This is a genomic window from Streptomyces sp. NPDC026092 (genome assembly GCF_040638605.1).
Classification (GTDB): Bacteria; Actinomycetota; Actinomycetes; order Streptomycetales; family Streptomycetaceae; genus Streptomyces.
On sequence record NZ_JBEZYN010000023.1, the window covers coordinates 46,436 to 64,037 of the forward strand.

Consider the following 17,602-nt stretch of genomic DNA (forward strand, 5'->3'; position numbering starts at 1 on the left):
CCGTGCGAGAGGCCCACCCCGTACACGGAGTGGGCCTCACACGTGGCATTCGGTCACACGGTGCGGAACGCGAGCACCACGTTGTGGCCGCCGAAGCCGAACGAGTTGTTGATCGCGGCGATCGTGCCCTGCGGGAGTTCGCGGGGTTCGTCGCGGACGATGTCCGCCTCGACCGCCGGGTCCAGCTCGTCGACGTTGATCGTCGGCGGGGCCAGGCGGTGGTGGAGCGCCAGGACCGTCGCGACGGTCTCGATGCCGCCCGCGCCGCCCAGCAGGTGACCCGTCATCGACTTCGTCGCGGAGATCGCGACGTGGTCCAGGTCGTCGCCGAGCACCTTGCGCAGCGCCTTGATCTCGGCGACGTCACCCTGCGGCGTCGACGTCGCGTGCGCGTTGAGGTGGACGACCTCGGAGGGCTTGAGGTCGGTCGCGTCCAGCAGGTTCTGCATCGCGGCCGCGATGCCCCGGCCGGTCGGCTCGGGCTGCGCGATGTGGTGGCTGTCGGCCGACAGGCCCTGGCCGAGCACCTCGCAGTAGATCCGCGCGCCACGGGCCTTCGCGTGCTCCTCGGACTCGAGGATCACCACGCCCGCGCCCTCGCCGAGCACGAAGCCGTCACGGGCCGTGTCGTACGGACGCGAGGCCTTCGTCGGCTCGTCGTTGTTCTTGGACATCGCCATCATGTTGGCGAAGGCCGCGATCGGCAGCGGGTGGATCGCCGCCTCGGTACCGCCGGCCACGACCACGTCGGCCCGGCCGGTACGGATCATCTCGACGGCGTAGCCGATCGCCTCGGCACCCGACGCGCACGCCGAGACCGGGGTGTGGACGCCCGCCCGGGCGTTCACCTCCAGGCCGACGTTGGCGGAGGGGCTGTTCGGCATCAGCATCGGCACGGTGTGCGGGGACACGCGGCGAACGCCCTTGTCCTTCAGCACGTCGTACTGGTCGAGCAGAGTCGTGACACCGCCGATGCCGGACGCGATGACGGAGCCGAGCCGCTCGGGCTCGATGCTGCCGTCCTCGCCGGCGGGGGCGGTGTAGCCCGCGTCGGCCCACGCCTCACGGGCCGCGATCAGCGCGAACTGCGCCGAGCGGTCCAGCTTGCGGGCGAGCGGGCGGGGCAGAACGTCACCCGGGTCGACCGCGGCGAGCGCCGCGATCTGTACGGGCAGTTCGGCGAATCGTTCGCCCTCGAGGGGCTTGACGCCGGAGCGCCCCGCGATCAGACCTTCCCAGGTCGATGCGGAGTCGCCACCCAGCGGTGTGGTTGCGCCGATACCGGTGACGACCACGGTGCGATTGGTCGAGCTCACAGGAATTCTTTCTCCACGTGTGTGATGGTCGAAATACGGCGCCACCGCCGGGTGGCTGACCGAGTCAGCAAGGGCCGAATCAGCCCTGGTTCTTCAGGATGTAGTCGGTCGCGTCGCCGACCGTCTTCAGGTTCTTGACGTCCTCGTCCGGGATCTTGACGTCGAAGCGCTCTTCGGCGGCGACGACGACCTCGACCATGGACAGGGAGTCGACGTCAAGGTCGTCCGTGAAGGACTTGTCCAGCTGGACGTCCTCGGTCGGGATGCCGGCGATCTCGTTCACGATCTCGGCGAGACCCTTGACGATCTCTTCCTGGGTGGCGGCCATTGTGGCGCTCCTTCTGTGATTGCTTTGATAAACGGCTTCCGGAAGATCCGGAGGTGCCTAGGGGAGAGTAACGACCGACGCGGCGAAGACGAGACCCGCCCCGAAGCCGATGATGAGAGCCGTGTCGCCGCTCTTCGCCTTGCCGGTCGCCAGCAGCCGCTCCATCGCGAGCGGAATCGAGGCGGCCGAGGTGTTGCCGGTGGTCTCGACGTCACGCGCGACCGTGACGTGCTCCGGCAGCTTGAGGGTCTTCACCATCGAGTCGATGATCCGCATGTTCGCCTGGTGCGGAATGAAGACATCCAGGTCGTCCGCCGAGATTCCGGCGGCGTCCAGCGCCTGCTGGGCGACCTTCGCCATCTCGAAGACGGCCCAGCGGAAGACCGCCTGACCCTCCTGCGTGATGGCGGGGAACTTGATCTCGCCCTGCTCGTTGAGCGGGAGCGTCGAAACGTCGCCACCGTGGAATTCGTTCCACGGGACCGTCTGCTTGATGGTCTCGGACTTGTCGCCCTCCGAACCCCAGACCGTGGGGCCGATGTGCGGCTCGTCGGAGGGGCCGACCACGACCGCGCCGGCGCCGTCGCCGAAGAGGAAGGCCGTCGCGCGGTCCTCCAGGTCGGTCAGGTCGCTCAGCCGCTCGACGCCGATGACAAGTACGTACTCTGCCGAACCCTCGACGATCATGCCCTTGGCGAGGGTCAGGCCGTAGCCGAAGCCCGCGCAGCCGGCGGAGATGTCGAACGCGGCCGGCTTGCCCGCGCCGATCTTGTCGGCGATCTCGGTGGCGACGGCCGGGGTCTGCTTGAAGTGCGAGACCGTCGAGACGATGACGGCGCCGATCTGCTCCGGGGCGATCCCGGCGTCGGCGATGGCCTTGCCGGAGGCCTCCACGGACATCGCGGTCACGGTCTCCTCGGGGGAGGCCCAGTGCCGGGTGGCGATGCCGGAGCGCGAGCGGATCCACTCGTCGGACGAGTCGATCTTCTCGAGGATCACCTCGTTCGGCACGACCCGGGTGGGGCGGTAGCCGCCGACACCCATGATCCGTGCGTACGGGGCGCCCTTGCTGGGCTTGATCTTCGACATGCTCTACGGCTCCTTCTCAGGCTGCAGTGTGCTCGGCGACGAGCGTGCGGGCCGCGTCGAGGTCGTCGGGGGTCTTCAGGGCGACGGTCGGCACACCCGGGAGCGCGCGCTTGGCGAGACCGGTCAGGGTGCCGCCGGGGCACACCTCGATCAGCCCGGTCACGCCCAGCGCCTTGAAGGTGTCCATGCACAGGTCCCAGCGGACCGGGTTGGCGATCTGGCCGACGAGCCGGCGGATGACGTCGCTGCCCTCGGTGACGACGGCGCCGTCCCGGTTGGAGACGTAGCGCACGGTCGGAGCGGAAACGTTCAGCTCCTTGGCGGCGGCCTCCAGCTTCGTCACGGCCGGGGCCATGTGCTCGGTGTGGAACGCGCCGGCGACCTTCAGCGGGACGACGCGGCGGACGCCCTCGGGCTTGTCCTCGGCCAGCGCGGCCAGCTGCTCCAGCGTGCCCGCGGCGACGACCTGGCCGGCGCCGTTGACGTTGGCCGGGGTCAGGCCGAGCTTCTCCAGGTGCGGGAAGACGATGTCGGGCTCGCCGCCGAGCAGCGCGGCCATGCCGGTCTCGGTGATCGCGGCGGCCTCGGCCATCGCGAGACCACGGGCCCGTACGAGCCGCAGCGCGGAGACCTCGTCGAGGACGCCGGCGAACGCGGCGGCGGTGATCTCGCCGACGCTGTGGCCCGCGACGGCGCCGGGGGCGAGGTCGGGAGCGGCCTCGCGGAGCGCGCCGGCGGACAGCAGACCGGCCGCGACGAGCAGCGGCTGGGCCACGGCGGTGTCACGGATCTCGTCCGCGTCGGCGTTCGTGCCGTAGTGGACGAGGTCCAGTCCGATGGCCTCGGACCAGGCCGCCACACGGTCGACGGCACCGGGGAGTTCGAGCCAGGGAGTCAGGAAGCCGGGCGTCTGAGCGCCTTGGCCGGGAGCGACGAGTACGAGCACCCTCACACTCTCTCTTGGGGACGGCTCCAAGCGCCCGTGGGGACTAGGACGAAGAACCGTCGGGGGAATTGTTGGTGTTCGACAAAAGTCTAGGACTGCGAATCTCCGTCGGCCAAGCGCCCCAGAATGAGGGCGATCCGCAGCGTGAAGGCCGACCGAACATCGGAGGGTGACCAACCGGTGACGTCTGTCACACGTCGAAGCCGGTAGCGCACGGTGTTCGGGTGCACGAAGAGCATCCTCGCCGCGCCTTCCAGGCTGCTCGCCTGCTCCAAGTAGACACTCAGAGTTTCCAGCAGCGCCGAGCCCGCTTCCTCCAGTGGTCTGTAGATCTCCTCCACCAACTGCTCCCGCGCAGAAGGGTCGGAGGCGATGGCGCGCTCCGGCAGGAGATCGTCCGCGAGGACCGGCCGCGGGGCGTCCTGCCAGGCCGAGCAGGCCTTGAGCCCGGCGGCGGCGGCCTGCGCGGACCGGGTGGCGGCGAGCAGGTCGGGAACGACGGGCCCCGCGACGACGGGCCCGGCGGCATACGGCCCGATCAGCGCCTTGGCCACGGCGAGCGGATTGTCGTTGCCGCCGGCGATGACGACGAGCCGGTCGCCGAGGACGCCGGTGAGGACCTGGAGCTTGGCGTGCCGGGCGGCGCGGCGGATCGCCTCGACGGTCAGCTCGCTGTCGCCGTCGGGGGCGGTGCCGAGGACGACGCACACGTGGTCGGGCGAGTTCCAGCCGAGGGCGGCGGCCCGGGAGACGGCGCCCTCGTCGGCCTCGCCGGAGAGGACCGCGTTGACGACGAGGGACTCGAGCCGCGCGTCCCAGGCACCGCGGGCCTCGGCGGCCTGGGCGTAGACCTGGGCGGTCGCGAAGGCGATCTCGCGGGCGTAGACGAGGAGGGCCTCGCGGAGGATGGACTCGTCGCCGGGGGCGGCGACCTCCTCGATCGCGGTCTCCATGACCTCGATGGTGGTGCGGACCATCTCGACGGTCTGCCGCAACGTGATCGCGCGGGTCAGCTCGCGGGGCGCGGTGCCGAAGACGTCGGTGGAGATGGCCTGCGGGGTCTCCGGGTGCCGGAACCACTCGGTGAACGCGGCGATGCCCGCCTGGGCCACCAGCCCGATCCACGACCGGTTCTCGGGCGGCATGGCCCGGTACCACGGCAGCGTCTCGTCCATACGGGCAATGGCGTTGGCGGCGAGCCGCCCGGAGGACTGTTCGAGGCGCTTCAGGGTCGCGGAATGCGGATGAGCGGCGTTCGTGGGTTCAGACACGGGGACAAGACTGCCTTATCGGGACGCCCGGGTGCGGGGTCGGGGCCGTTTCCTTGCGCCGGGCCCGTCGGGGGCGTGGTGCGGGGCGGTCTGTGAGGGGCGGCCTTGAGCGGGCGGGCCTCTGCGGGCGGCCCTGCCGTACGCCCGCCGTGGGCGCGGATCCGGCGGGGAGCGTGGCGGCTACCGTGGGGGCGTGATGCGGATTCAGCGGGCCGGTGAGCGGTACCCCGGGGGCGACGAGGTGGCCGGGATCGAGACGCGGCACGCGTTCTCGTTCGGGCCGCACTACGACCCCGACAACCTCCGCTTCGGCGCCGTGCTCGCCTGCAACGAGGAGCGGCTCGCGCCCGGCGCCGGCTTCGCCGAGCACCCGCACCGGCACACCGAGATCGTCACCTGGGTCGTCGAGGGCGAGCTGACCCACCACGACACGGCCGCAGGACACACCACCGTCGTCCGCCCCGGGGACGTCCAGCGGCTCAGCTCCGCCGGGGGCGTCCGGCACGAGGAGCGCAACGACGGGGACGTGCCCCTGGTCTTCGTCCAGATGTGGCTCGCCCCGCTGGAGCCGGGCGGCGACCCCGCGTACGAGATCGTCCGGGGCATCGCCGACTCCACCCCGTACGCCCTCCCGGAGGCCGCCGCGATGCTCCACGTCCGGCGCCTGGAACAGGGCGAACGCACGGCCGTCCCGGACGCGGACCTCGTCTACGCACACGTGGTGCGCGGCACCGTCCGCCTCGACGGCGAGGAACTCACCCCCGGCGACGCGGCCCGCGTCACCGCTGCCCGAGACCTCGCCGTCCTGGCGACCTCGGACGCGGAGATCCTGCTGTGGGAGATGCGCGCGGCGCCCTGAGCCGACCCGCTCCGGCGCCCCCGACCGGGCTCCCGTGGCCCTGACGTCACCCGCGCCCTGGCGGGGCGGCCCCGGTGCGGACGCCCCCCCGCCCCCCCGCTCGCGTCAGCGAGCCTCCGCGCTCTTCGCGCGCCACCCCTCCCAGCTCACGTTCCACGCCCCGTACCCGTTGCCCTCCGCCACCGTGCCCTTCGTGTCCGCGCCCTTGATCTCGAAGGGGTCGCCCGGCCGCACCTGGCCGTAGAACCACGTCGCGTCCGCGTCGCTCATGCCGATGCAGCCCGAGCTGCGGTTCGCGCGGCCGAAGTACGCCGCGTTCCACGGCGCCGCGTGCGCGTACATCCCCGACCACGTCAGCCGCATCGAGAAGTCGACCATCTTGTCGTACGCGTCGCCGAGCCCGACCGTCTCCGAGTTCATGTTGATCGTGCCCTCCTTCGCCATCAGCACCGCCGTCCCCCGCCACGACCGCTTGTCGCCCCCGGGCGTCCCGCCCGATACGGGGATCGTGCGCACGGCCCGCCCGTCCCGCTCCAGGACCAGCCGCTTGCGGTCCAGGTCCACTTTCACCACCTGCGCCGTCCCCGCGACCGTGAACCCGGTCCGGTAGTCCCGGACGAACCAGCCGCCGCCCGAGTCCGTCCCGTCGAGCGTCGCGTCCAGGTCCACCCGGGTCCCCGGCTTCCAGTACTCCTTCGGCCGCCAGTCCACCCGGTCCTTGCCCGACCAGTCCTTCAGCCAGCCCCACGAGCCGACCGTCCCGTTCGAGGTCGTCACCTTGAGCTGCTTCTCCACCTCGGCCCGGTTCGTCACCGGCCGGTCGAACACGATCGACAGCGGCTGACCGACCCCGACCGTCGTGTTCTTCCCCGGCGCCAGCGTCAGCTTGTTGACCCGCGCGGCCGGCGCCGTCCTGAACGTCGAGCTGCTCGTCGTCTCCTTCCCGCCCGCCGTACGGGTCGTCGCCTCGACCCGGTACGACGTGCCCGGCACCGCCTTCCGGTCCGAGATCCACGACGTCCCGCCGGCTCCGGTACGGCCCTTCAGCTCGGCGCCCTCCGCGTCCACGACCCGTACCGTCCGCAGCGTCCCGCCGGTCGCCGTGACCGTCACGGTCCGCCCCGCCGCCGGGCTCACCACCGTCACCTTCGCCGGGGTCTCCGCCTGCTCCGCGCCCCCGGGGCTCTGTGTCGTACGGGGCGCGCCCACCGCCCCCGCCGAGCAGGCGGCGAGCGAGCCGCAGAGGGCGACGGCCGCGAGCGACCGGCGTATTCGGGTGCGTGCGGGAACCAAGGACGGCACGGAAACCACGGAAACCTCCGGAAAAAAGTGTGGGATGCCCGGACTGTAAGCCGCGAAATCGGCCTCCAGAGCTCTGTGACAAGGGGTGGTGAGGAACGGTCATCGTCCGGTCACACACGACGCGCGGACCGGTCAAGACCGGCTGTGAGCATCCTGTGCGACCCCCGACCGAGGGGCGGAACAAGGAGGCTCACGTTGTGTCAGCTCTGCTCGTGACGGCCGCACCGCCGCAGGCCACTCGGCTCGAGCCCGTCACCGTCGAGACGTACCGTGCCTTCCTCGCCCGAGGCGAGGCGCGCCCCAGCTTCCTCCAGTGCCCCTCCTGGGCCGATGTGAAGGACGGTTGGCGGCACCAACTCATCGGCTGGGGACCGGAGTCGGGGACCGGGCCGACCGGTGTCGCCCTCGTCCTGCTGCGGCCCTTCCCCGGCACCCGGAAGTTCTTCGCCTACCTCCCCGAGGGGCCCGTCGCCGACTGGTCCGACCCGGACATCGACGGCTGGCTCACCCCGCTCCTCCAGCACCTGCGCGCCGCCGGCGCCTTCGCCGTACGCATCGGGCCCACGCCCGCCTTCCGCCGCTGGAACGCCGCCACCCTCAAGGCGCGCACCGGCCCCGGGCGGCGGCTCTCCGACGTCCTCGCCGACGAGGTCGACCCGCTCGGCACCGCCGTCGCCGAACGGCTCCGCTCCCGCGGCTGGCGCCGCTGCGGCGGCGACTCGACGAGCGACTCCGACGGCGCCGACGCCCAGCCCCGCCACGTCTACCAGGTCCCGCTCGCCGGTCGCAGCTCCGACGACCTGTGGGACGGCCTCAACCAGGAGTGGCGGCGCAACGTCCGCAAGGCCCGCAAGTCCGGTGTCGAGGTCGTCGTCGGCTCGGCGGCCGACCTGCCGGACTTCTTCCGGCTCCTGCGCATCACCGAGGAGCGTGACGGATTCCGCCTCGGACGCTCCCTCTCCTACTACGAACGCCAGTACGCGGTCCTCAACGCCGAGCAACCCGGACGGATGAAGCTCTACCTCGCCCGTCACGAGGGCGAGACCCTCGCCGCCCACACCATGATCACCGTGGGGAAGCGGGTCTGGTACCAGACCGGCGCCTCCGCCGACCACCGCCGCGAGGTCCGCCCGTCCAACGCCCTGCAGTGGCGGATGATGCTCGATGCCCACGCGCTCGGCGCCGACGTCTACGACATGCGCGGGATACCCTCCACCCTTGATCCGGACGACCGCGCCCACGGTCTGCTGCGCTGGAAGCTCGGCACGGGCGGGCAGGCCGTCGAGACGCTGGGGGAGTGGGAGACACCGTTGGCCGGCACGACCAACCACGCGATGTACCGGGCGTTCCAGGCATACCTGGCCCGCCGATGACGACCACCGTCGCGAAGCCGGAGGAGCCGGCACCGGGACCAGGGCAGGGCGGGGGAGCGGGGCCGAGGCACCGCGCCACCCCGTCCGTGCTGCGCAGCGGCGCGCTCATGGCCGCCGGCTCGCTGGTCTCGCGCGCCACCGGCTTCGTCCGCTCGGCGATCGTCGCGGCGGCGCTCGGCGTCGGGGGGATCGCCGACGGGTACGCGGTCGCCAACTCCATCCCCACCATCGTCTACATACTGCTTCTCGGCGGCGCGCTCAACGCGGTCTTCGTGCCCGAGCTGGTCAAGGCCGCCAAGGAGCACGAGGACGGCGGGGTCGCCTACACCGACCGGCTCCTCACGATCTGCGTCTGCGCCCTGCTCGTGATGACGGCGGGCGCGGTGCTCGCGGCGCCCGCGATCATCGACGCGTACACCGACTACAGCGGTGCGCGGGAGTCGATGACGGTCGCGTTCGCCCGCTACTGCCTGCCGCAGATCTTCTTCCTCGGCCTGTTCACCCTCCTCGGTCAGGTCCTGAACGCGCGGGGCCGGTTCGGCGCGATGATGTGGACGCCGGTCCTCAACAACGTCGTCGTCATCGCCGTCTTCGGGCTGTACGTGGCGACGGCGGTGACGGGCTCCGGCGGACTGACGGCGGGGGAGACCGCGCTGCTCGGCTGGGGCACGACGGCCGGCATCGCGCTCCAGGCCCTCGCGCTCGTGCCGTCGCTGCGGGCGGCCGGGTTCCGCTGGCGGCCGCGGTTCGACTGGCGCGGCAGCGGGCTCACCGCGCCGCTGCGCTCGGCGGGCTGGCTGGTGCTGCTCGTCCTCACCAACCAGGCCGCGTACTGGGTGACGACGAAGCTCGCCACGGCGGCGGGCGCGCAGGCGGAGAGACTGGAAGGCGGCGGGGGCGGCTTCGGGTTCGCCGCGTACAACAACGCCTACCTGCTGTGGGCCGTCCCGCACGGCATCGTCACCGTCTCGCTGGTGACCGCGCTGCTGCCGAGGATGAGCGGCGCCGCCGCCGACGGCGACCTCGCGGGGGTGCGGCGGGACGTCTCGTACGGGCTGCGCGCCTCGGCGGCGGCGGTCGTTCCGGCGGCCTGCGCGCTGTTCGCGCTGGCGGTGCCGCTGATGAGCCTGGTCTTCCAGTACGGCAGGACCGACGCGGCCGACGTCCGGGCGATGGCGTGGATCCTGATGGCCTTCGCGCCGGGCCTGGTCGCCTTCTCGGGCCAGTACGTCTGCACCCGCGCCTTCTACGCGCTGCGCGACACGAAGACCCCGTTCTTCCTGAACCTGGTGATCGCCGCCCTGAACGCGGGCCTCTCCCTGACCGCGTACCGGCTCCTGCCCCCGACCTGGGCGGTCGCGGGCATCGCGGCGGGCTACTCGCTGGCGCTGTGGGCGGGCTGGGCCCTGACCGCGTACGCGTTGCGGCGCCGCCTCGGGGCCGCCGCGCCCGCCTCCGCACGAGGAGCCGGTGCGGCCGGTTCGCTCGTACGTCTTGTCGTGGTCGCCCTCCCCGCCACCGGCTGGGGCCTGCTCGCCACCGACTCCACCGCCCCGGCCGGCGCGCTGCCCGCCGCCCTCGCGGGCGGCCTCGCCGTCCTCGCGGTCTTCGGGCTGCTCGCCCGGCCGCTCGGGCTCACCGAGGTGAGCGCCCTCCTGACGACCACAGGGCGGCGCCTGCGCGTGATCCCGCGGCCGCGCAGCGGCTGACCAGGGGCCACCCCGCCGCTCGCCCTCCTCACCTTGGGATACTCCACGAATGCCTCGCGTGCTCCTGATAGAAGACGACCCCTCCGTCCGCGAAGGGGTCGAACTCGGGCTGCGCAGGCGCGGCCACGAGGTGCGGGCCGCCGCGACCGGTGAGGCGGGGCTCGCGCTGCTCACCGAGTTCCGTCCCGACCTCGTCCTGCTCGACCTGATGCTGCCGGGCATGAACGGCGTCCAGGTCTGCCACCGGGTCCGGGAGACCAGTCAGCTGCCGATCATCATGCTCACCGCGCGCGGCGACGACTTCGACGTCGTCGTCGGCCTGGAGGCGGGCGCCGACGACTACATCGTCAAACCCGCCCGCACCGAGGTCATCGAGGCCCGCATACGCGCGGTCCTGCGCCGCATCGAGATACCCGGGGCGGGCCGTCCCGCCGTCGAGTTCCACGGCGAACTCGCCATCGACCGCGCCGGGCTGACCGTCGCCAAGTCCGGCGAACGCCTCGCCCTCGCCCCCTCCGAGCTCAAACTGCTGCTGCATCTGACCGCCCACCCCGAGCAGGTCTTCAGCCGCCAGCAACTCCTCGAACACGTCTGGGAGCACAGCTACCACAGCGACGCCCGCCTCGTGGACGCCTGCGTCCGGCGGCTCCGCAACAAGATCGAGGACGCCCCCGGCACCCCCCGCTACATCCAGACCCTGCGCGGCTTCGGCTACCGCTTCGGGCCGCTGTGAAGCGCCGCCTGCGCCCCTTCGGTCTCCGTACCCGGCTCGTCCTCGCCTTCCTCCTGGTCGCCGCCGTCGGCTGCGGCACCACCGCCGCGCTCACCTACCAGGCCGCGCGCACCGCGATCCTCGAACAGGCCCAGGACAACGCCGTCGCCGCCTTCCGCGAGATGGTCGGGCAGTACAGCACCGAGCTGCCCGTCGACCGGGACGCGCTGCGCGATTCGCTCCTCCTGATGGCCAAGCAGGGCAAACCGCGGCCCTGGCGGGTCTACGCCGAGTACGGCCCCCTCCGGGTCTCCTCCACGGACCGCCCCACCTCCACCGTCCTCACCCCGGAACTCCGCGCCCGCGCCCAGGGCACCACGCACACCAGCTTCCAGCGCGTCGTCAAGAACGGCACCGCCTATCTGACGATCGCCGTCCCCGCCCTCCTCAAGCCGGGCCCCGGCGCCGACGGCCTGCCCACCGGACTCGTCCTCTACGCCGTCGTCGACATGAGCGGCGAGCAGGAGAACATCGACGCCATGGTGGCCGCCGCCCGCGGCGGCGTCCTGCCGGCCCTCGCCGTCGCACTCGTCCCCGCCCTGATCGCCGCCCGGAGCGTGCTGCGCCCCGTACGGGACCTCAGGCGCGCCGCGCACAGCATGGGGCGGGGCGAGCTGGACACCCGTATCCAGGCCAAGGGCAGCGACGAACTCGCCGACCTCGCCCGGACGTTCAACGAGTCCGCCGCCGCACTCGAACGCTCGGTCGCGGAGCTGCAGCGCGCCGAGGCCCGCGCCCGCCGGTTCGCCTCCGACGTCTCGCACGAACTGCGCACCCCGCTCGCCGGGATGCTCGCCGTCACCGAGGTCCTCGACGAGGACGCGGCCCACCTCCACTCGGACACGGCCGCCGCCGTCCGGCTCATCAGCGCCGAGACCGGCAAACTCGCCGACCTGGTCGAGGACCTGATGGAGATCTCCCGCTTCGACGCCCGCGCCGCCGAGCTGAACCCGGACGAGGTGGACGTCGCCGAGACCATCCGCAGGACCCTGACCAGCCGCCACTGGACCGACCCGGAACAGCTGGTCCCGGAGCTCCCGGACGGCATCCGGGCCCGGCTCGACCCGCGCCGCTTCGACGTGGTGGTCGCCAACCTGGTCGGCAACGCGCTGCGGCACGGCCGCCCGCCGGTGACGGTACGGCTGTACACCGAAGGCCCGTGGGTGGTCACCGAGGTCGCCGACAAGGGTCCCGGCATCGCGCCCGAGGTGCTTCCGCACGTCTTCGACCGCTTCTTCAAGGCCGACCCGGCGCGCACCCGCTCCGCGGGCAGCGGCCTGGGGCTCGCGATCACCCAGGAGAACGTACGGCTCCACGGCGGCACCGTCCTGGCCGCCAACCGCCCCGACGGCGGGGCCGTCTTCGTCGTGAGGATCCCGCTGTGAACGATCCCGCCGCGCACGGACCCGCCGTGCACGCCTGCCGCCGGGCCGCCCTCGCCGCCGCCCTGCTCCTGACCCTCGGGGCGTGCGGCGTCCAGGGCACCGACGTCGTGGAGTCCGGCGACGCGGCGTCCGTCGTCGTCCATCCGCCGCCCGCGCTCCGGATGACGCTCTTCCTCGTCGGCGGCGACGGGCGTCTTGCGCCGGTGGTACGGGAGGGCCAGGGCATGGACCAGGGCCACTACCCCGACCCGACCGCCACCGGCACGGCGGACCTGCGGGAGACCGACGTGGGAGGCCGCACGGGCCGCCCCATGAAGGCACTCGCCGCCCTCCTGGCCGGCCCGAACCAACGCGAGCGCGCCGCCGGTCTGCGCTCCAGGATCCCGGAGGGGCGGCACGAGCTGTACGTGAGCGACAACGCGACCAAGATGGGGACGTACGGCATGCCGACGTTCCTGGTGCGGTCCACGCGCCCGGTGAAGGTCCTGGAGCCGCTCGCCGTCCAGCAGATCGTCTGCACGACGGTCTTCGCGAAGGACCCCGCGGGACTGGCCGCGATCAGCCTCAGCGGCCCGGACGGCACCCTGGCCGCCCAGACCTGCGGCCAGTAGCGGGCCGGCCGGCCGAGGCGATCAGGCCCCGGCGCGCAGCTCCGCGAGGACGGCGTCCGTGAACGGCGGCCACGCCTCGACCGCCCACGCCCCGAAGGGCCGGTCGGTCAGCGCGACGCACGCGGCCCGCGCGTCCGGGTCGATCCACAGGAACGTGCCCGACTGCCCGAAGTGGCCGAACGTACGCGGCGAGGACGAAGCCCCGGTCCAGTGCGGCGCCTTGCCGTCGCGGATCTCGAAGCCGAGCCCCCAGTCGTTCGGCCTCTGGTGCCCGTAGCCGGGCAGGATGCCGGTCAGACCGGGGTACGTCACCGTCATCGCGTCCAGGACCGTGCGGGCATCGAGCAGCCGGGGCGCCTGCACCTCGGCCGCGAACCGCACCAGGTCGTCGACGGTCGAGACGCCGTCCTTGGCGGGCGAGCCCTCCAGCGTCGTCGACCCCATCCCCAGCGGCTCCAGGACGGCCTGGTGGAGGTAGTCGGCGAACGGGATGTCGGTCGCCTTGGCGACATGGTCGCCGAGCGCCTCGAACCCGGTGTTGGAGTAGATCCGGCGGGTGCCGGGCGCGGCCATCACGCGCTGCTCGTCGAAGGCGAGCCCCGAGGTGTGGGCAAGCAGGTGCCGGACCGTCGCGCCCTCGGGCCCGGCCGGCTCGTCGAGGTCGATCGCCCCCTCCTCGTACGCGACGAGGACGGCGTACGCCGCGAGCGGCTTGGTGACCGAGGCGAGCGGGAACCGCTGTCCGGTGGGGCCGTGCGACCCGGCCAGGGTGCCGTCCGCGCGGACGACGGCGGCGGCCGCGGTGGGGACGGGCCAGTTCTCGATCAACGCCAGGCTCTGCAACGACATGGGGCCGAGCCTACTTGCTTAGAGCGCGCTCGAAGGTTCTAGCGTGGAGGTCATGAGCGTGATCGAGAGCAGCGCCGCCCACTTCACCATCAGCGAGGTCGCCGCCCTGACCGGGCTTTCGGCGCACACCCTGCGCTGGTACGAGCGGATCGGTCTGATGCCGCACGTCGACCGTTCGCACACCGGGCAGCGCCGCTTCTCCCAGCGCGATCTGGACTGGCTGGCGTTCGTCGGCAAGCTCCGGCTGACCGGGATGCCGGTCGCCGGGATGGTGCGGTACGCCGAGCTGATCCGGGAGGGCGACCACACCCGCGACGAACGCCGCGAGCTCCTGGAGAGCACCCGCCGGGACGTGCTCGCCCGGATCGGCGAGCTCCAGGACGCGCTGGCCGTGCTCGACATCAAGATCGGCCATTACGGCACTACAGACGTGACCACCAGCGGAACCACCAGCCGAACCACCAGTGGAGGCACCACCTCATGACCACCATCGACACCGTACGGCTCGGCGGTCAGGACGGACCCGAGATCGGCATCCAGGGCTTCGGCGCCATGGGCATCAGCGAGTTCTACGGGGACACCGACGAGGCCGCCGCCCGCGACACCCTCGACGCCGCCCTGGAGGCCGGCGTCACCCTGATCGACACCGCCGACATCTACGGAAGCGGCGCCAACGAGGAGTTCCTGGCGCCCTTCCTCGCGGGCCACCGCGACGAGGTCGTCCTCGCCACCAAGTTCGCCATAGAGCGTCGCGCCGACGACCCGCACTACCGGGCGGTCCGCAACGACCGCGCGTACATCCGGCAGGCCGTGGAGGCGAGCCTGCGCCGCCTCGGCATCGAGACGATCGACCTCTACTACATGCACCGGCGCGACCCGGAGATCCCCTTCGCGGAGTCGGTCGGGGCGATGGCGGAGCTCGTCCAGGAGGGCAAGGTCCGGCAGCTGGGCCTGAGCGAGGTGACCGGCGCCGAGCTCCGCGAGGCGTACGCCGTGCACCCGATCGCGGCCCTGCAGTCGGAGTGGTCGCTCTTCTCGCGCGACGTCGAGCGCAGCGCGGTCGGCGCGGCGGCGGAGCTCGGCGTGACGTTCGTGCCGTACTCGCCGCTGGGCCGGGGCTTCCTGACCGGCGCGTTCGCGGACGCCTCCAAGGACCTGTCGGGCGGCGACTACCGCGCGCACCAGCCCCGCTTCACGGGCGAGAACGCGGCGCGGAACGCGGCCCTGCTCGCCCCGGTCCACAAGATCGCGGCGGACCACGGCGCGACGGCGGCGCAGGTCGCCCTCGCCTGGGTCCAGCAGCGCGCCGCCGTCCACGGCCTGACGGTCGTCCCCATCCCCGGCACCCGCAAGCGCAGCCGTCTCCTGGAGAACGCGGCGGCGACGCGGATCACGCTCACGGAGGCGGAGCTCGCCGCCCTGGAGCCGATCGCAGGGCAGGTCGCGGGCGACCGCTACCCGGACATGAGCTCCACCTCGGCGGCCCGCGAGTAGCGCTCCTTGCGGAGTCACCCCGGCCCCAGCCCTCACGCCAGCCCCAGCGCGAACATCGCGAAGCCCGCCGCGAGGAGTCCCGCCACGGTGCGGCGGGCGGGGCCGGTGCGGGTCCACGGGGCCTCGAAGCGGCGCGCGTACCGCCCGATCAGGACGAGCAGCCCCGCGAAGAGCGGCATCCACGCCAGCCGGGCGAGGATCCAGCCGACCGAGTCCGGCGCGCCCACCAGGCCCGGGACCTCGCCGACGTACGAGGCGGGGATCGCGGCGGCGAGCATCGCCGTCTGGTGCCAGCACAGGATCGTCATCGCGGACAGGTTGATCACCACGACCGGCGCCCACAGCGCGGGCCGCTTCAGGAGTTCGCCGAGCCGGTCGCGGAGCAGGATCGCCGCACCGCTCTGCGCGGCGGCCAGGGCGAGGACCAGAAGCGACGGCGGGTGGGAGTTGGTGCGGACCTCGCCCGGCACGCCGACCATCGACGCCGGGTAGCCGAAGGCCAGCAGCAGCGCGGCGAAGAGCGCCGCGCCGCCGAGCAGCAGCCCCCAGGCGTGGCGCCGGGTGAGCCGGCCCTCGCCCCAGGAGACACCGAGCTGGTAGGCGAAGAGCCAGCCCGGAAGGATGTTCAGCAGGCTCAGCCAGGACGGCATGGCGTCCGCGTACGGCCCGTAGCGCAGGAAGTCGACGACGGCGACGGTGCCGAGCAGCGGCGCGGCGGCCCACACGCCCGCCCGGCGGGCGGCGCGCACGCACAGCGGGGTCAGGGCGGTGACGACCGTGTACACCCCGACGAACCAGAGCGGCTGGATCACCAGCGTGGACGCCGTCCGCAGGGTGTCGCCCGGCACCCCGAACCCGAAGTGCAGCAGCGGAAGCAGCGCGGCCCAGACGGCCGTGACCCCGAGCACCGGCCGGCCCAGGCGGGCGAGCCGGCCCTTGAGCCAGGTACCGGTGGACCCCTCGTGGCGCCGGAACGACAGGACGGAGGCGTACCCGCCGACCAGGAAGAAGATCCCCAGCATCTGCAGGATCCAGCTGACCGGCGCGAGACCGCCGAAGGTGGCGAGCGGGCTGGCGTTGTGGATCGCGCCGTCGGCGGAGAGCGTGAACCCGCCGAGCAGCCAGTGCCCGGTCGGCACGGCGAGCAGGGCGAGGGCGCGCAGGCCGTCGATCGCGCGGTCGCGATGGGCGGGAGTACGGGACTCGATGCGCCGGGCGAGTGTGCTGACGGCGTTCATCGGACGTCCCCCTGGGCGATGGCGGCGAAGGTACGGAGCGACTGCGTGCCGGGCGCGAAGTAGCCGTTGTGGCCACGGGCGTCGTCGGCGGGGACGCGGCGGGCGCCGAAGGCGGGGTCGGTGGGGTCCTCGCCGTGCCCGAGCCCCGCGAACTCGACGTTCGGGATCCGGTCGATCCAGTCGGACGGGTCCTTGGCGGCCCACACGCGGGCGGAGGTGTTCAGTTCGCCGACGTTCGCGGCGCGCATGCCGGGGGAGCCGAAGACGACGAGGTCCTTGGCCTTGAGCCGGTCGGCGGCGAGACCGCAGACGACGGAGCCGTAGCTGTGGCAGAACAGGGACGGCGCGGGCGCCCCGACGGCCGCGAGCCCGTCGGTCAGCCGGGTCAGCCGCTCGGCCCCCGCCTCTGCGAGCTCGCCGGTGGCGGCGTCGACCCCGACGCCGAGGGGCGTGGTGTACCCGGCCCAGGCGACGACGGCGGTACGGCCGTGGGTGGCGCGGCGCAGGGACTCGGCCATGTCGGTGAGGGGCCGGACGTTCCCGGCGTCGATGTCGGACCCGGGTACGACGACGGCCACGTGCTCGGCGGTGTCGAGGTCGCCGTAGACGAGGGCGATCTGGCCCCGGCCGCGCGGGTCGGAGGCGAGGACCTGCTGACCGGCGAACTGCCCGCCGAGGGTGCGGGCGTTCGCCTCGTACCGCAGCCGCGGCGGAACGCCGTCGAGGTTGCCGACGACGGAGGGGTGGGCGCGCACCAACTCCTGCTGCCGTGCGGGGCTCAGCTCCTCGAAGAACGCGGCCGTCTCGGCGGGGCTCGTCCGCTCCGGGTCCGGCAGCCCGTCCGCCCGCCAGGCCTCCGCCCCCACGGGCGCCCCGGTCACGGCCTGCTGCGCGTGCCCGGACGCCCATCCCGCGGTCCCGGCCACCACGGTCGTGACGATCGCGGCGGCGACCAGGGTCCTCGTGTAGCGACGCATGGGGCGTCCCTCCCTCTTCGTGTCTCTCGGCGTTGGCGAGAGGAAGGTAGGAAGAGGACGCATGACGGCACGTCACACCGGGG

At 72.8% G+C, this 17,602-nt stretch carries 17 protein-coding genes; 8 read left to right on the forward strand and 9 right to left on the reverse strand.

The genetic code is table 11. From position 1 onward, the window contains the following. Positions 1-53 precede the first annotated feature (53 nt). From fabF to fasR, 5 genes are all read right to left on the reverse strand, one after another. On the reverse strand, positions 54-1,316 hold the full coding sequence (fabF, locus tag AB0F56_RS30015) for a beta-ketoacyl-ACP synthase II (protein WP_362015154.1): 1,263 nt from the start codon (positions 1,314-1,316) through the stop codon (positions 54-56). A gap of 79 nt (positions 1,317-1,395) precedes the next feature. Beyond that, complete coding sequence (locus AB0F56_RS30020; protein WP_362015156.1) at positions 1,396-1,644, reverse strand: acyl carrier protein; 249 nt, start codon at positions 1,642-1,644, stop codon at positions 1,396-1,398. Between the two features lie 57 nt (positions 1,645-1,701). After that, positions 1,702-2,733 (reverse strand): ketoacyl-ACP synthase III, encoded by a 1,032-nt coding sequence (locus tag AB0F56_RS30025; RefSeq protein ID WP_362015158.1) that lies wholly within the window; start codon positions 2,731-2,733, stop codon positions 1,702-1,704. Positions 2,734-2,749: 16 nt separating this feature from the next. After that, positions 2,750-3,679, reverse strand: a complete 930-nt coding sequence (locus tag AB0F56_RS30030) for an ACP S-malonyltransferase (protein ID WP_362015161.1) — start codon at positions 3,677-3,679, stop codon at positions 2,750-2,752. A gap of 89 nt (positions 3,680-3,768) precedes the next feature. Further along, the gene (gene fasR, locus AB0F56_RS30035; RefSeq protein WP_362015164.1) at positions 3,769-4,950 is read right to left on the reverse strand and encodes a fatty acid biosynthesis transcriptional regulator FasR; all 1,182 of its coding nucleotides are present in this window, start codon (positions 4,948-4,950) and stop codon (positions 3,769-3,771) included. Positions 4,951-5,143: 193 nt separating this feature from the next. On the opposite strand from fasR, the gene AB0F56_RS30040 reads away from it, so the two are divergent. Then, a complete protein-coding gene (locus tag AB0F56_RS30040; protein WP_362015166.1) occupies positions 5,144-5,809 on the forward strand; it encodes a pirin family protein in 666 nt (221 codons plus the stop codon). Between the two features lie 105 nt (positions 5,810-5,914). On the opposite strand, the gene AB0F56_RS30045 is transcribed toward AB0F56_RS30040, so the two are convergent. Further along, positions 5,915-7,102 carry an Ig-like domain-containing protein gene (locus AB0F56_RS30045; RefSeq protein ID WP_362015169.1) on the reverse strand — a complete coding sequence of 396 codons (1,188 nt, stop codon included), beginning with the start codon at positions 7,100-7,102 and terminating at the stop codon, positions 5,915-5,917. 206 nt (positions 7,103-7,308) lie between these two features. On the opposite strand from AB0F56_RS30045, the gene AB0F56_RS30050 reads away from it, so the two are divergent. The 5 genes from AB0F56_RS30050 to AB0F56_RS30070 are packed head-to-tail and all read left to right on the forward strand — an operon-like array spanning position 7,309 to position 12,961. Further along, positions 7,309-8,484, forward strand: coding sequence for a peptidoglycan bridge formation glycyltransferase FemA/FemB family protein (locus AB0F56_RS30050; RefSeq protein WP_362015172.1), 1,176 nt, complete (start codon positions 7,309-7,311; stop codon positions 8,482-8,484). Continuing rightward, entirely contained in the window at positions 8,481-10,193 is a 1,713-nt protein-coding gene (gene murJ, locus AB0F56_RS30055; protein WP_362015174.1) for a murein biosynthesis integral membrane protein MurJ, read from the forward strand. Before AB0F56_RS30050 ends, murJ begins: the two co-directional genes overlap by 4 nt. A gap of 49 nt (positions 10,194-10,242) precedes the next feature. Continuing rightward, positions 10,243-10,926 (forward strand): response regulator transcription factor, encoded by a 684-nt coding sequence (locus AB0F56_RS30060; protein WP_362015177.1) that lies wholly within the window; start codon positions 10,243-10,245, stop codon positions 10,924-10,926. Next, positions 10,923-12,350, forward strand: coding sequence for a HAMP domain-containing sensor histidine kinase (locus tag AB0F56_RS30065; RefSeq protein WP_362015179.1), 1,428 nt, complete (start codon positions 10,923-10,925; stop codon positions 12,348-12,350). The genes AB0F56_RS30060 and AB0F56_RS30065 overlap by 4 nt, the downstream gene beginning before the upstream one ends. Continuing rightward, on the forward strand, positions 12,347-12,961 hold the full coding sequence (locus AB0F56_RS30070; RefSeq protein WP_362015182.1) for a hypothetical protein: 615 nt from the start codon (positions 12,347-12,349) through the stop codon (positions 12,959-12,961). The genes AB0F56_RS30065 and AB0F56_RS30070 overlap by 4 nt, the downstream gene beginning before the upstream one ends. 21 nt (positions 12,962-12,982) lie before the next feature. Here the strand turns inward: AB0F56_RS30070 and AB0F56_RS30075 are convergent, their stop codons facing one another. Further along, positions 12,983-13,810: a serine hydrolase domain-containing protein gene (locus AB0F56_RS30075; RefSeq protein WP_362015184.1), complete on the reverse strand. Its 828-nt coding sequence runs from the start codon at positions 13,808-13,810 to the stop codon at positions 12,983-12,985. Positions 13,811-13,862: 52 nt separating this feature from the next. Between AB0F56_RS30075 and AB0F56_RS30080 the strand changes: the two genes are divergently transcribed. Next, positions 13,863-14,294 carry a MerR family transcriptional regulator gene (locus AB0F56_RS30080; RefSeq protein ID WP_362015185.1) on the forward strand — a complete coding sequence of 144 codons (432 nt, stop codon included), beginning with the start codon at positions 13,863-13,865 and terminating at the stop codon, positions 14,292-14,294. Continuing rightward, positions 14,291-15,304, forward strand: a complete 1,014-nt coding sequence (locus tag AB0F56_RS30085; protein ID WP_362015188.1) for an aldo/keto reductase — start codon at positions 14,291-14,293, stop codon at positions 15,302-15,304. The genes AB0F56_RS30080 and AB0F56_RS30085 overlap by 4 nt, the downstream gene beginning before the upstream one ends. Positions 15,305-15,336: 32 nt before the next feature. On the opposite strand, the gene AB0F56_RS30090 is transcribed toward AB0F56_RS30085, so the two are convergent. Both AB0F56_RS30090 and AB0F56_RS30095 read right to left on the reverse strand, forming a co-directional pair. Next, on the reverse strand, positions 15,337-16,542 hold the full coding sequence (locus tag AB0F56_RS30090) for an acyltransferase (RefSeq protein ID WP_362015191.1): 1,206 nt from the start codon (positions 16,540-16,542) through the stop codon (positions 15,337-15,339). Continuing rightward, a complete protein-coding gene (locus tag AB0F56_RS30095) occupies positions 16,539-17,519 on the reverse strand; it encodes an alpha/beta hydrolase (RefSeq protein WP_362015193.1) in 981 nt (326 codons plus the stop codon). The genes AB0F56_RS30090 and AB0F56_RS30095 overlap by 4 nt, the downstream gene beginning before the upstream one ends. Positions 17,520-17,602: the final 83 nt, after the last annotated feature.

What these genes read in the sequence shown, in the direction of transcription:
- AB0F56_RS30090 (WP_362015191.1), bottom strand. Translation starts at nt 16,542, where the DNA reads ATGAACGCCGTCAGCACACTCGCCCGGCGCATCGAGTCCCGTACTCCC.
- murJ (WP_362015174.1), top strand. Translation starts at nt 8,481, where the DNA reads ATGACGACCACCGTCGCGAAGCCGGAGGAGCCGGCACCGGGACCAGGG.
- AB0F56_RS30025 (WP_362015158.1), bottom strand. Translation starts at nt 2,733, where the DNA reads ATGTCGAAGATCAAGCCCAGCAAGGGCGCCCCGTACGCACGGATCATG.
- AB0F56_RS30085 (WP_362015188.1), top strand. Translation starts at nt 14,291, where the DNA reads ATGACCACCATCGACACCGTACGGCTCGGCGGTCAGGACGGACCCGAG.
- AB0F56_RS30095 (WP_362015193.1), bottom strand. Translation starts at nt 17,519, where the DNA reads ATGCGTCGCTACACGAGGACCCTGGTCGCCGCCGCGATCGTCACGACC.
- AB0F56_RS30075 (WP_362015184.1), bottom strand. Translation starts at nt 13,810, where the DNA reads ATGTCGTTGCAGAGCCTGGCGTTGATCGAGAACTGGCCCGTCCCCACC.
- AB0F56_RS30020 (WP_362015156.1), bottom strand. Translation starts at nt 1,644, where the DNA reads ATGGCCGCCACCCAGGAAGAGATCGTCAAGGGTCTCGCCGAGATCGTG.
- AB0F56_RS30080 (WP_362015185.1), top strand. Translation starts at nt 13,863, where the DNA reads ATGAGCGTGATCGAGAGCAGCGCCGCCCACTTCACCATCAGCGAGGTC.
- AB0F56_RS30060 (WP_362015177.1), top strand. Translation starts at nt 10,243, where the DNA reads ATGCCTCGCGTGCTCCTGATAGAAGACGACCCCTCCGTCCGCGAAGGG.